General features: G+C 62.1%; 12 protein-coding genes and 1 tRNA gene. 10 read left to right on the top strand and 3 right to left on the bottom strand.

Annotated features, from left to right (window positions below):
* Positions 1–5: 5 nt before the first annotated feature.
* From PQQ86_RS11750 to PQQ86_RS11740, 3 genes are all read right to left on the bottom strand, one after another.
* Positions 6–500 carry a peptidylprolyl isomerase gene (locus PQQ86_RS11750; protein WP_408194193.1) on the bottom strand — a complete coding sequence of 165 codons (495 nt, stop codon included), beginning with the start codon at positions 498–500 and terminating at the stop codon, positions 6–8.
* A 143-nt stretch (positions 501–643) separates the two neighbouring features.
* Positions 644–1225, bottom strand: coding sequence for a peptidylprolyl isomerase (locus PQQ86_RS11745; RefSeq protein ID WP_097389655.1), 582 nt, complete (start codon positions 1223–1225; stop codon positions 644–646).
* 49 nt (positions 1226–1274) lie between these two features.
* Positions 1275–2006: a tetratricopeptide repeat protein gene (locus tag PQQ86_RS11740; protein ID WP_408266754.1), complete on the bottom strand. Its 732-nt coding sequence runs from the start codon at positions 2004–2006 to the stop codon at positions 1275–1277.
* A 279-nt stretch (positions 2007–2285) separates the two neighbouring features.
* Here PQQ86_RS11740 and cysS point away from each other — a divergent pair, with 279 nt between their 5' ends.
* The 10 genes from cysS to PQQ86_RS11690 all read left to right on the top strand — a co-directional run bounded on the left by cysS (position 2286) and on the right by PQQ86_RS11690 (position 13309).
* Positions 2286–3683: a cysteine--tRNA ligase gene (gene cysS / locus PQQ86_RS11735; RefSeq protein ID WP_408266752.1), complete on the top strand. Its 1398-nt coding sequence runs from the start codon at positions 2286–2288 to the stop codon at positions 3681–3683.
* A gap of 47 nt (positions 3684–3730) precedes the next feature.
* Entirely contained in the window at positions 3731–4780 is a 1050-nt protein-coding gene (locus PQQ86_RS11730) for a DNA-3-methyladenine glycosylase family protein (protein ID WP_408266750.1), read from the top strand.
* Between the two features lie 125 nt (positions 4781–4905).
* Positions 4906–5877, top strand: a complete 972-nt coding sequence (locus PQQ86_RS11725; protein ID WP_128589679.1) for an acetyl-CoA carboxylase carboxyltransferase subunit alpha — start codon at positions 4906–4908, stop codon at positions 5875–5877.
* Positions 5878–5925: 48 nt separating this feature from the next.
* Positions 5926–7422, top strand: a complete 1497-nt coding sequence (gene tilS / locus PQQ86_RS11720) for a tRNA lysidine(34) synthetase TilS (protein ID WP_408266748.1) — start codon at positions 5926–5928, stop codon at positions 7420–7422.
* A 394-nt stretch (positions 7423–7816) separates the two neighbouring features.
* Positions 7817–9067 (top strand): aspartate kinase, encoded by a 1251-nt coding sequence (locus PQQ86_RS11715; RefSeq protein WP_154565101.1) that lies wholly within the window; start codon positions 7817–7819, stop codon positions 9065–9067.
* Between the two features lie 182 nt (positions 9068–9249).
* A tRNA-Ser gene (locus tag PQQ86_RS11710) sits at positions 9250–9343 on the top strand.
* A gap of 476 nt (positions 9344–9819) precedes the next feature.
* Positions 9820–10050, top strand: a complete 231-nt coding sequence (locus PQQ86_RS11705) for an MbtH family protein (protein ID WP_408266746.1) — start codon at positions 9820–9822, stop codon at positions 10048–10050.
* Positions 10051–10071: 21 nt separating this feature from the next.
* A complete protein-coding gene (locus PQQ86_RS11700) occupies positions 10072–10830 on the top strand; it encodes a thioesterase II family protein (protein WP_408266744.1) in 759 nt (252 codons plus the stop codon).
* Positions 10818–11780, top strand: coding sequence for a TauD/TfdA family dioxygenase (locus PQQ86_RS11695; protein WP_408266742.1), 963 nt, complete (start codon positions 10818–10820; stop codon positions 11778–11780). The genes PQQ86_RS11700 and PQQ86_RS11695 overlap by 13 nt, the downstream gene beginning before the upstream one ends.
* A gap of 98 nt (positions 11781–11878) precedes the next feature.
* Positions 11879–13309, top strand: coding sequence for a cupin domain-containing protein (locus tag PQQ86_RS11690; RefSeq protein ID WP_408266740.1), 1431 nt, complete (start codon positions 11879–11881; stop codon positions 13307–13309).
* Positions 13310–13483 lie beyond the last annotated feature (174 nt).

The following is a 13483-nucleotide window of genomic DNA, read 5'->3' as shown; positions in this document are numbered from 1 at the left end:
GACGCTTAGTCGACGATCACTGCTTTTTCGATCACGACGTCGTCGGCCGGCACGTCCTGATGGAAGCCCTTCGAACCCGTCTTGACCTTCTTGATCTTCTCGACGATGTCGAGGCCGTCGACCACCTTGCCGAACACCGCGTAGCCCCAGCCCTGCGGCGTCGGCGACGAGTGGTTCAGGAAGTCGTTGTCGTTCACGTTGATGAAGAATTGCGCGGTTGCCGAGTGCGGGTCGTTCGTGCGAGCCATCGCGACCGAGCCGTTGACGTTCTTCAGACCGTTGTTCGCTTCGTTCGTGATCGGCTCAGCCGTCGGCTTCTGCTTCATGCCGGGTTCGAAGCCGCCGCCCTGGATCATGAAGCCGTCGATCACGCGGTGGAACACCGTGTTGTCGTAGTGACCGGCCTTCACGTAGTTGAGGAAGTTCTCAACCGACTTCGGCGCCTTTTCAGCGTCCAGTTCGAGTTTGATGACGCCGTGGTTTGTATGCAGTTCAACCATGATGGAATCCTTTGATGAACGGGGTGGGTAAAAGGCGCGGCCGTTCGTCATGAAGTGAGATGACGACGGGCCGCGCCGGGGGCGTAGATTTAGTTGACTTCCTGTGCAGCGTGCCTGGTGCTGCTTCCTGCTCTGTTACTTGCTTACTTGCCGACCACCGTGGCCGATTCGATCACGATCGGTTTTTGCGGCACGTCGCTCATCGGGCCGCGTGTGGTGGTGGCCGTGCCTTCGATCTTCTTCACGACGTCCATGCCGCTCGTGACCTTGCCGAACACCGCGTAGCCGTTGCCGTCCGGATTCGGATAGTCGAGGCCGGCGTTATCCACCGTGTTGATGAAGAACTGCGCAGTGGCCGAATTCGGATCGCTGGTGCGCGCCATGGCGAGCGTGCCGGCCGCGTTCTTCAGACCGTTGCGGCTTTCCAGCGGAATCGGCGCGCGCGTGGGCTTCTCAGCGAAGCTCTGCGTATAACCGCCCCCCTGAATCATGAAGCCGCGAATCACGCGATGGAAAATCGTGCCGCTGTACTGGCCGGACTTCACATAGTCGAGGAAGTTGGCGACCGTTTTCGGTGCCTTCTCAGGATACAACTCGACGCGGATGTCGCCTTCCGTGGTCTTGAAGAGGACGGACGGATGCGCGGCCTGCGAACCGGACTGGGCAAAGGCGGGGGCGTTTGCGATCAGGGCGGCGCTGCCGAGCGCCAACATCAACCATTTCATGAAGATCCTCAGGGTTGGAAAAAACGTGTTGCCGAAAACGGTGACGGTGTTACTGCGACGGCGCCATGTAGGGCGGCATGGCGAGCGAGCCATTTGCGCCGCCGTACTGGAAGCTCGGCGTTTGTGTCATGTCCGCGGAGGAGCGCGCGGCGCTGGCCTCGGCAGGCGCCGCGGCTTTTTTCGCCGGCCCGGTGCTCTTGGGCGGCGAAACGATCTTCTGGATGTCGGCGATGCGCTGCGTGGTGGTGGCGCTCGCTTTGCCGAGGCCTTGCGCGCGACGGTAAGCCGCGTCGGCCATGCGCAGATACAGATCGCCGAGATTCTCGTACGCGAGACCGTAGGCCGGATTCACCTTGGTCGCGGTTTCGAGCGCGGCCCGTGCCTCGGCATAACGGCCGTGCTTCGCATAGAGCGCGGCCAGGTTGTTATACGGTTCGGGCAGTTCCGGATACAACTGCGTGAGTTCGGTGAACGCGGTGATGGCTTCGTCGTCGCGGTTCAGGTGGGCCAGCACTGTGGCGCGCTTGAACTTTGCTTGCGCGTCGTGCGGATTCGAGGCGATGCGCGCGTCGAGCTGGGTGAGGGAGGCTTCCCAGTTCTTCTGCGCAATCGACGCGTCGATTTCCGGCGTGTTGTCACGCACGGCGGGGCCCTGCGGCATGGTCGCGGCGCCTTTCTGCGCGTACGCGGCAGCACCCGGCAAGACCGTGAGGGCGACGGCGCAGAATGCCGTCGCGGCGAGGGTCGCAGCGCTGCGCGCGCGGCCGCTGGAAGGTTTCATAGGCTCGGGTCTGGATGTTATACTCCGACCCATTCTAACAAAAGGTCTGCGCGTTCCGTCGAACCGCAAACTGTCTTTTCGCCACTCGTGGTCGTCTCCGCCTTGAACGCAGCCTGACCGCCGCACCAGATGCACCGGTTTGCTGCTGTGCGTGTTTTAGTGCAAAGGTAGTGCAAAGCGGCAGTACAGAACGCGCCCGCCGTCTTTTCGCGGGGCGTCTCATGCACGAAACAGCACGAAACACATTGCGGATTTCTTTCGGCCCACGCACCGTTCTCTATGGAATCACTGCGCATCTACAACACGCTCGCGCGTGACAAGCAAACTTTCGTGCCGCTGCAAGATGGCGTCGTGCGGATGTACGTCTGCGGGATGACCGTGTACGACTATTGTCACGTCGGTCATGCACGGGTGATGGTCGTGTTCGACATCGTGCAGCGGTGGTTGCGCACGCTCGGTTACGACGTCACCTACGTGCGCAACATCACGGATATCGACGACAAGATCATCCGGCGCGCAGTGGAGAACGGCGAAACGATCAAATCGTTGACCGATCGCTTCATCAAGGCCTTGCATGAAGATGCGGATGCGCTCGGCATCGAGCGGCCCGATCTGGAACCGCGCGCCACCGATTTCATCCCGCAGATGCTCGGCATGATCGAGAAGCTCGAGGCGAACGGTTACGCCTATCAGGCGGTCGACGGCGACGTGAACTACGCGGTGCGCAAGTTCGTGGGCTACGGCAAGCTGTCGGGCAAGTCGCTCGAAGATCTGCGCGCCGGCGAACGCGTCGCCGCGAACGACGCGAAGCAGGACCCGCTCGACTTCGTGCTGTGGAAGCAGGCGAAGCCTGACGAACCGGCCGACACCGGCTGGGCGTCGAAGTACGGGCGCGGCCGCCCCGGCTGGCATATCGAATGCTCGGCGATGGGCTGCACGTTGCTCGGCGAGCATTTCGACATTCACGGCGGCGGTCAGGACCTGCAGTTTCCGCACCACGAGAACGAGATTGCGCAGAGCGAAGCCGCGACCGGACAAACCTTCGTCAATTACTGGATGCACAACGGCTACGTGCAGATCGACAATGAGAAGATGTCGAAGTCGTTGAACAATTTCTTTACGATCCGCGAAGTATTGGCGCAGTACGATGCCGAAGTCGTGCGCTTTTTCATCGCGCGCGCGCACTACCGGTCGCCGTTGAATTACAGCGACGTGCATATCGACGACGCCCGCAGTGCGCTGACGCGTTTGTACACGGCGCTGAAAGACGTCACGCCGGACGGCGCGGAGCTCGACTGGAACGAAGCGCATGCGCAGCGTTTCCAGGCAGCAATGAATGACGACTTCAACACGCCGGTTGCAGTGTCGGTGTTGTTCGAGTTGGCAACTGAAGTGAACCGCACGCGCGCCCCTGCGCTGGCCCGTCAATTGCGCTCGCTGGGCGCTGTGATTGGCTTGCTCGGCCGGGAGCCGCGTGCATACCTGCAGCAGGCTGCGGGCGCCGCCGCGCAAGGCGCGCTCGACGCCGCCGCGATCGAAGCGAAGATCGCCGCGCGCGTGGCCGCCAAGCAGGCGAAAGACTATGCAGCAGCAGACCGGATCCGGGCCGAATTGCTCGAGGCCGGCGTTGCACTTGAAGACAAACCCGGCGGGTTGACCGAGTGGCGGCGCGTGTGAGCGCACCTCGTACTTCCCTCTGATCGACTCGCCAGGCAGGAGGCAGGATGGCAACGGCCACGAAGACGCCGGCTAAACGAGCCACGTCTCAAACAAACGCTGCAACCGCGGTAAAGTCGACACGAACGTCGGCTCGTGCGGGCGGTAGCGCGGTAAAGAATGCATCGTCGAAAAAGGCTGGCATGCGTGCAGCGGCAACGACCGGGGCCGCGAAGAAGGCCACCGTCAAGCGCGCGCTGAACGGCGCATCGGCGCATGCGCCTGTTTCGACACGCGCCAAAACCTCGCGTGCAAAAAGCAATGGCGCGTTGCCTGCCGAACTCGCCGGCAACGTGCAAGAACTCGCTCGCATTACGCACGAAGGACACGAAGGCGAGGTCGTACGCAAGACGCGCGCGTCATCGAGTGCGGGCGGCGAAGCAGCGGATGTTGCTGAACTCGCGGTGCCGGTGCAGATCGGCGGTCTCACGCCTGAAGTCACCCGCCCGGCGTATTGGGACAAGGCGTGCGCGGACCTCGTCAAGCGCGACCGTATCCTGAAGAAATTGATTCCGAAGTTCGGCCCGGTGCATCTGCTAAGCCGTGGCGATCCGTTCGTCACGCTCGCGCGTTCGGTGGTGGGGCAGCAGATTTCGGTCGCTTCCGCGCAGGCGGTCTGGGCGAAAGTCGAGGCGGCGTGCCCGAAGCTCGTGCCGCAGCAGTTCATCAAGCTCGGTCAGGACAAGCTGACCGCGTGCGGGTTGTCCAGGCGCAAGGCCGAATACGTGCTCGATCTCGCGCAGCACTTTGTGTCGGGCGCGTTGCACGTCGGCAAGTGGACCTCGATGGACGACGAGGCGGTGATCGCCGAACTCACGCAGATCCGCGGCATTGGCCGCTGGACCGCGGAAATGTTCCTGATCTTCAATCTGTCGCGCCCGGACGTACTGCCGCTAGACGATCTCGGCCTGATCCGCGCGATCAGCGTCAATTACTTCAGCGGCGAACCGGTTACGCGCAGTGAAGCGCGTGAGGTCGCGGCAAACTGGGAGCCGTGGCGCACTGTCGCCACCTGGTATATGTGGCGTAGTCTCGATCCGTTGCCGGTCGACTACTAAAGCAAAAAGAAGCGATGCCGTTTAAAAAGCTATCAATTGTTAAAAATCGATAGTTGAGAAATGGTTTTGACATCGGCGAGCGCGGTTAGAATACGCGCTGCCGGTAAGTCCAAGGATTACAACCAATGAAGACCACCTTTCTGGATTTCGAACAGCCGATCGCTGAACTCGAAGCGAAGATCGAAGAATTGCGCTTCGTGCAGGACGATTCGGCCGTCGATATTTCGGAAGAGATCGAGCGGCTGTCCAAGAAGAGTCAACAGCTCACCAAAGATCTGTACGCGAACCTCACCCCATGGCAGGTTTCGCAAATCGCCCGTCACCCCCAACGCCCGTACACGTTCGATTACGTGAGCGAGTTGTTCACCGATTTCCACGAACTGCACGGCGACCGCAACTATGCGGATGACCTGTCGATCGTCGGCGGCCTCGCGCGTTTCAACGGCCAGGCGTGCATGGTGATCGGCCATCAGAAGGGGCGTGACACGAAGGAGCGCGCGCTGCGCAACTTCGGCATGCCGCGTCCGGAAGGCTATCGCAAGGCCGAACGCCTGATGCGTCTCGCCGAGAAGTTCAGCCTGCCGATTTTCACGTTCATCGATACGCCGGGCGCGTACCCGGGTATCGGCGCGGAAGAGCGTGGCCAGTCGGAAGCGATCGGCCGCAATCTGTACGTGATGGCTGAACTCAAGACGCCGCTGATCGCCACGATCATTGGTGAAGGCGGTTCGGGTGGCGCGCTCGCGATTGCCGTCGGCGACAGCGTGCTGATGCTGCAGTTCTCGACCTATTCGGTGATTTCGCCGGAAGGGTGCGCGTCGATCCTGTGGAAGAGCGCAGCGAAAGCGCCGGAAGCCGCGGAAGCGCTCGGCCTGACCGCGCATCGTCTCAAGGCGCTTGGCCTGATCGACAAGATCGTCAACGAGCCGCTCGGTGGCGCGCATCGCGATCCGAAGGGCATGGCCGCAATGCTGCGCCGTGCACTCGCCGACTCGCTGCGCCAGTTCCAGGGCATGAGCATCAACGACCTGCGTCAACGCCGTTTCGAACGGTTGATGTCGTACGGCAAGTTCAAGGAAACGACGCCGGGTGCGTAAGCCCGCGCGCGTTCTCCTTCGTCCTTCAGCGCGTAACGCGCTAGCGACGTGACTCCCACCGCAGATTCGCACGCCGACCGCCTCGTTCTCGAGGCGGTCGGCGTTGCGCTTTCCGCGTTGCCTGCGAATGCGCGCATTGCGGTGGCGTTCAGTGGTGGCGTCGATTCGAGTGTGCTGCTCGATGCGGTGGTGCGTGTCGCGGGGGCGTCGCGTTGTGTTGCGCTGCATGTGCATCATGGGCTCAGCGCGCATGCCGATGAGTGGCTCGCGCGTTGCGAAGCCTTTGCGCGGGAACGTGGCATTGAATTCGCGGCGCAGCGTGTCGAGGTGCCGCGTGACGCGGGTGTGAGTGTCGAGGCCGCGGCGCGCGATGCGCGTTACCGTGCGCTGGACGCCATGTGCGCAACACGCGCCATTCGCACGCTATGGCTTGCACAACATGCGGACGACCAGGCGGAGACGGTGCTGTTGCAACTGCTGCGCGGCACAGGCCTCGCGGGACTTGCGGCGATGGCGCCCGAGTACTTGCCGGCAGGCGCATCCGCGGTGCGCGTGAGGCCTTTGCTGCATTTGCTGCGAGCGCAACTCGAGCAGTATGCGAGCGCCCGGGATCTGCGCTGGATCGACGACGAATCGAACGCGGACACACGTTACGCGCGCAACGCATTGCGTCACGAGGTGACGCCGGCGCTGGCCGTTCACTTTCCTGGTTTTCGCGACGCACTCGCGCGCACGGCAGCGCATGCGGCATCGGCGCAGCGTCTGCTCGACGATCTCGCGCGCATCGATCTGAACGAAGCCGTACGCGATGACGGCCGTGCGTTATCCCATGATGCGCTGCTCGCTCTTGACGACAATCGCGCGCTCAACCTGCTGCGCTACTGGATGCGCACGCTGGGTCTCGTTGCGGCATCGACTGCGCGTCTTACCGACGCTTTGCGCCAGTTGCGCGAAGTCGGGGGAGCGGGCGAGGGCCATAGCCTGCGTATCGATCATGCAGGGCAGGCGTTGCGCAGTTATCGCGGCCTGATCTACTGGGAAGCGGGCGATAGCAGCGAGCCCGCCGACGAAACCGCGCTCGCTAAGCGCGCAGTGAGCGAACTCGCGTGGCAGGGTGAAGCGATCTGGCGGTTGCCGCAATGGCGGGGCACTTTTGTGTTTGTCGCCGTCGCTGGCGCCGCCGCTTCTGATGTCGATTCCGCTGCCGATGGCGATGCCTCCCGCAACGTTGATGCCGCTTCAAACGATCCCGATACGCTTCCCGTCAGCGTGCTACGCCGGGCATTGCTAAGCGCGCGTTCGCGCAGCGGCGGCGAACGGATGCGCATGAGCGCCGCACCGGGCAGCCCGAGCCGCACGCTGAAAAACCTGTTCCAGGAGCGCGGCATTCCCGCATGGAAGCGCGACGTGCCGCTGCTTTATGTAGGCGGCGATTTGCTGTTCGTGCCCTTGCTCGGCCTGAATCGCGCAGCGTTGTCCGAACAGGTCGATGCGGCCGGTCAGCGCGTCCGGATCATCTGGCGCGACGATCTGCTGATCGCCTGACCGTCCGGTCGGACACACGGCTTACCTATTCGGTGAATCCTCAAAAAAGGGCACAAAACCGCACCGGGCAAGCCTTTTCAGCCGCGAATAGGGACCATTCGACGGCCATTTCGGCTTGTCTTTTTGCGCTCGATCGGGTAATTTAACTTGTTTGCCCGACCCGATTTCGCCGTCGCTTTTGTCAATTTTGTCGTATTTTCCGGTCTGCGCGCGTGATCCGTCGTTTCCGGTAAGCCACTAGCGATCATTCCCGGGCAAATCCGCGCGTGTTACACGCGCGCTGCATCTACGCCGCCACACACTTTGCCGTCGTTCACAAGACGTTGCGCTCCTGTGCTTTTGTGCGGTCGTCTCCAGCGCGCCAGCGCGTTTTCTCCTCCAGTTCAGAACGACAATGGCACTCATCGTACATAAATACGGCGGCACCTCGATGGGCTCGGTCGAGCGCATCAAGAACGTCGCCAAGCGCGTCGCGAAATGGCACAAGGCCGGCCACAAGATGGTCGTCGTGCCGTCGGCAATGTCCGGCGAAACCAACCGCTTGCTCGGTCTCGCGAAAGAAATCACGAGCCAGCCGAGCCCGCGCGAACTCGACATGATTGCCGCTACCGGCGAGCAGGTCAGCTCGGGGCTGCTCGCCATCGCGCTGCAGGAAGCCGGTGTCGACGCGGTCAGCTATGCCGGCTGGCAAGTGCCGGTCAAAACGGATAGCGCATTCACGAAAGCGCGCATCAGCGAAATCGACGGCGAGCGCGTGCTGCGCGATCTCGAAGCGGGCAAAGTGGTGGTGATCACGGGCTTCCAGGGTATCGACCCTGATGGCCACATCACCACCCTCGGCCGCGGCGGTTCGGATACGTCGGCTGTTGCAGTCGCTGCCGCATTGAAAGCCGACGAGTGCCTGATTTACACGGACGTCGACGGTGTCTACACGACAGACCCGCGCGTGGTGGAAGAAGCACGCCGCCTCGATCGCGTGACGTTTGAAGAAATGCTGGAAATGGCAAGCCTGGGTTCCAAGGTGCTGCAGATCCGCTCGGTGGAATTCGCCGGCAAATATCAGGTGAAGACGCGCGTGTTGTCGAGCCTGACCGATCCGCTGATCCCGCTCGACACTGAAATGAAGTCGGGCACCCTGATTACTTTTGAAGAAGATGAGACCATGGAAAAAGCAGTCATCTCGGGTATCGCGTTCCAGCGCGATGAAGCTCGTATCGCCGTGATGGGTGTGCCCGACAAGCCGGGCATCGCATACCAGATTCTCGGCCCGGTGGCGGACGCGAATATCGACGTCGACATGATCATCCAGAACCAGAGCGTCGAAGGCAAAACGGCCTTTACATTCACGGTCGGCCGCGGCGATTATCAGCGCGCCATGGACATCCTCACCGGCCAGGTGAAGGGCCACGTGCAGGCTGAGCAGGTGCTGGGCGATCCGAAAGTGTCGAAGGTCTCGGTGGTCGGCGTCGGCATGCGTTCGCACGTGGGTATCGCGAGCACGATGTTCCGCACGCTGTCGGAAGAGGGCATCAACATCCAGATGATCTCGACGTCCGAAATCAAGATTTCGGTGCTGATCGACGAGAAGTATATGGAGCTCGCTGTGCGCGCGCTGCATAAGGCGTTCGAACTGGATCAGGCGTAATTTGCTGCACGGGGTGGGGCGTACAAGAGCGCCTCATCCCTTATTGCGTGGCCAATGTGAATAAATTGCGTCGTCGATGACAAAACTGGCACAAGAAATGTGTGTCAGACATTGACCTTCGCGGTTCGGCCCGCTATTATCTTGGCTTCGTTGCGCTGACTCCCTGCGCAACCGAAAGTTTGGGAGACGTGGCCGAGAGGTCGAAGGCACTCCCCTGCTAAGGGAGCATCTGGGCCAAAACCTGGATCGAGGGTTCGAATCCCTCCGTCTCCGCCAGGAGTTTGAGTAAAGAAAGCCCCGTAAGTCTAGCGACTTACGGGGCTTTTCTCATTCCGGTCCTTCTCTTTTCTTTCCTCTCTTGCCGCACCTCATTTCTGTCCCTTCGACTACTCCCTGCAGTGCGAATGCGTTTGCGCACTAGGCTTTGCACAGGCCGGGGTCGGAGGCCATATCGGTGCGCGCCGCCTTCCGTTGCGCCCCTGCCGTACGTCGACTGAATACGAGCAATGGCCGCTATCTTCGCCCCGTCAGTGCGCGATCCTGCGTGATATGTCAGCTACGTTAAGGATGCCGAATCGCCTTGATGCCTTGTCTATCGGGCGATTGATGCGAATTGCATGTCAAAGCGTTCTGCATTGCTCACAGTTTTCCCACGCCTTCTCTTGCTGAAGTTAAGGAAATGAAAAATTCATTTGCACGTCGTACGAAAAATATTGAATAATAATGATTCGCATTTGCAAACGGAGAACGGAATGAGCTGGGGCGATGAGAACACCACCTTCAACGTTGTAATCAATCACGAAGAGCAGTATTCGATCTGGCCGGATTACAAGGACGTGCCCGCAGGCTGGCGGCTCGGCGGTAAACAGGGAAAGAAGGAGGAGTGCCTCGCCTGGATCGATCAGGTGTGGACCGATATGCGTCCGCTGAGCTTGCGCCAGGCGATGGACGCCGACGTCGCCGGCGCGACCGCCCAGTCCTGACGCGACAGGCGTGAGCGACCCATGTCCACACCGATCACGCTGGTCTGTCTGCCGTATGCCGGCGGCAATTGCGCGATGTACCGCAGTTGGGCCGCGCGGATGCCGTCATGGATCACGCTATGCCCGATCGATCCGCCTGGGCACGGCAATCGACGTTCGACACCCGCAGCCCAATCGTGGCCGGCGCTTGTCGATGCACTTGTCGAGGCGCTGCCGCGCACGGCCGCGTCCGCCGATATCGCGATCTTCGGCCACAGCATGGGCGCGCTGGCCGGCTACGAGCTGGCGCATCGGTTGCGCGAGAGAGGCGGGCGTTCGCCGGTGTGGCTTGGCGTGTCAGCCTGCACCGCACCGTCGCAGCGGGAAATCGATACGCGCTGGCGCGACTGTACCGCCGATGCAATAGTCGACGAGTTGCGCCGGCTGGGCGGCACGCCCGCCGGACTGCTCGAAGACCGCGATTTCATGGAGTTCGCGCTGCCCACGTTGCGTACCGATTTCGACCTCTGCGGCACCTATGTCGCGAACCCGCATCGCGCACCGCTCGATTGCAGCGTGAGCGCGTTTGGCGGCCAGGGCGATGTGGTTTCGCAAAATCCGAATGCGCTTGACGCATGGGCCGACGTCACGCGCGCGGCTTTCAGCCGCCGGATGTTTCCAGGCGGCCATTTCTACATTGAGCAATCTGCCCGTGCGGTGATCGACGCCGTGCTCGGCGAGCTATCCGCCGCACGCATGCGATTGCGCGCACCCGTCGAAGGTGAGCCATGGACGCTTTGATGAATCGTGACGTGTTGCATGCAAGCGGTGAACTGATCGAGCAGAACGGGTCACGCCTGCGTGTGATTCAGGCGCGCTCAGGTAAGTCGATCGAGGCGCTGATTCCTTCGCTGACACCTGCGCTGCTGGACACCGGCGGCGTGTTGCTGCGCGGCTTCGATGCGTTGGGGGCGGACGGGTTGCAGCGGGTCGCCGCGTTGCTTGGCGAGCCGCTCGAGGCCTACGAATTCGGCTCCTCGCCGCGTACCCATGTCGACAAGGCCGTGTTCTCATCGACCGAGTATCCGGCGAGCCAGTGGATCGAGCAGCACAACGAACAGTCGTACACGACACGGTGGCCGGCACGCATTCTGTTTTACTGCGAGACCCCCGCCACGCGTCGCGGCCAGACACCTGTCGCGGATAGCCGCGAAGTTTACCGGCGGCTCGATGCGTCGCTGCGGCGGCGCTTCGACGACCGGAAAATCATGTACGTGCGCAACTTCGGCAATGGTCTCGATGTGCCCTGGCAGCAGGTATTCGGCACCGACGATCACGCCGCTGTCGAGCGTTTCTGCCGCGTACGCGACATCGGCTTCGAATGGCTCGACGACGGCGAAGCGCTGCGCACGCGTCAGATCTGCCAGTCGGAATGGCGTCATCCCGTCACGGGCGAAACTGTCTGGTTCAACCAGGCGCATCTTTTCCACGTGACGAATCTGCCCGAAGACACACGCGAGGCGCTGCTCGACCTCGTCGATGAGGCTTCGCTGCCGCGCAATACCTATTTCGGCGATGGGTCGCCGATCGACCCGCTCATGCTCGACGAGATTCGCGCCGTCTATCGCGATACCACCTTGTCGTTCGACTGGCATGCCGCCGACCTGCTGATTCTCGACAACGTATTGATGTCGCACGGACGCGCGCCGTTCGAAGGCAAGCGCCGCGTGCTGGTCGCGATGGCCGCATGACGGGCGCCCACACTTCATCTTGCAAACGCCAACGTTTGCCCATTGCCGTTGCCGTTTTCTTCAAACCCGGTTCCAGCAACTGACAGGATTTTCCGATCATGACGCAAGCTTTGCCACCCCTGTTTGACTTCACTCCATTCGCCGGCCAGAGCGCGCACTATGTCTCGCTGATCAAGCAGTTCGCGCAGGCTCACGCGTTCCGTAGCGCCAGCGTCGAAGAACTCGTATTGAACGACGACTTCCATCGGCGGCCGTTGCGGCCGGAAGATTTCGAGTTCCTCAAATTCATGAAGCCGGTGCGCGCCGATAACGTGAGCCGCCTGCCGGCGCTCGCGTCGAACCGCACGCTGCTGTCGATCTACGAACTCGACGTGCTGCGCGCGCCGCAAGGCCGCCAGCCCGAAGACTGGCAGCGCTTCGCGGATTTCTACCGTGACGACGTTCGAACGCTCGGCGCGCAGATCGCGCCGTTTCTCGAGGCTTATGCGTTTTCGTATCTGAGCACCGACGCCGATCCGTCGCGCGGTCTCGCGGCGGCCGGCGAGCAGTTGGGGCGCATCGTCGATGCCGAGCTGTCGTTCTGGAGCGGGGTGTTCGAGCGGCTGATGCGCAACGACTACCTCGAAGAGGGCTTGCGCTTCATCATGGTTCAGCGCTGGGCGCTCGCGCCGACCAAGCGTCGCACGCTTGCACAGGCGAAAGCGAGCGGCTTCTTCGCCACGCTGCCGCACGACGCGCAACCCGTTCTGCATGGCGGCTTCCCGGACGACGGCCTGCTTGAACGTGTCGCGGCGGCTTGCGGCGTGACCGGCCAGCAACATGCGTACTGGCAGTTCTATCTGCCGACCAGCACCGCGAAATGCAATCTGCTGAGCGCGCTGGGCCGCCGCCCGTCCAGCGCGTTTGCGTTCACCGGCGCGGCCTTCGCCGCGCAGGCCGAATGGCTCGCGTTCGGGCTCGCGCTCGAACGTGCATGTGTGCATCTGCAGCCCGCAGGCAAACGGCCGGCCGATGCTGGGGCGCTCAAGGCCGAACTGGTGTCGCGTGCCGAGCGCGCGCTTGCCCATGTCGCCGAGCATCACGGGCCGCTGGCCTACGCGCAGGCCTTGCAGGGACTCGATGCCGGCGACAGGCTCGCCGAGCGTGGCCGCTGGGATCTCGGTGAGCAATTGCTCTGGCTGTCCGCGATCGACCGCTATTGCGGCTTTGCGCGGCAGATCAGTACGCGTATCGACGCCGAATGTCCCAACATCGACCGCGAGACGTTCGTCGAGCCGCACGAAATGTGTTCGACGACACACGTGCATAACGACCACCGTCTCGTCACGATCGAAGAGGGCGAGATGCTGTTCTGGGGCAACGTCGGCATGCAGCTCAAGATGAATCGCGGCGACATGGTGCTGATTCCCGACGGGCGTCTGCATGGCTCGACCGTCGTATCGGGCGAGTGCACGTACCACCAGCCCATCATTCCCGACGATTGGGTTCAGGCCCTGACGGCCGAACTCGATTCGGCTCCTGCGCGCTGATATATCGCGCAGTTCACGGCGCTGCGGTTCGCAACGCCGCTGCGACAACACCGCAGTGACGACGCAGTAAGTAGCGCAGCTCACGCATTTCAGGCATCCCACAGAAGGACGCCGAGTCTCCCCACTCGAATATTCCCGCCGTACGCATGCGGACAGCAGTCGTTCGCCTGCGCA

Origin of the sequence: Paraburkholderia sediminicola, from assembly GCF_046026675.1 — a bacterium.
GTDB lineage: Bacteria > Pseudomonadota > Gammaproteobacteria > Burkholderiales > Burkholderiaceae > Paraburkholderia > Paraburkholderia sediminicola_F.
The sequence above is the reverse complement of the archived record's forward strand: the minus strand, read 5'-3'. Positions and strand labels throughout refer to the sequence as shown.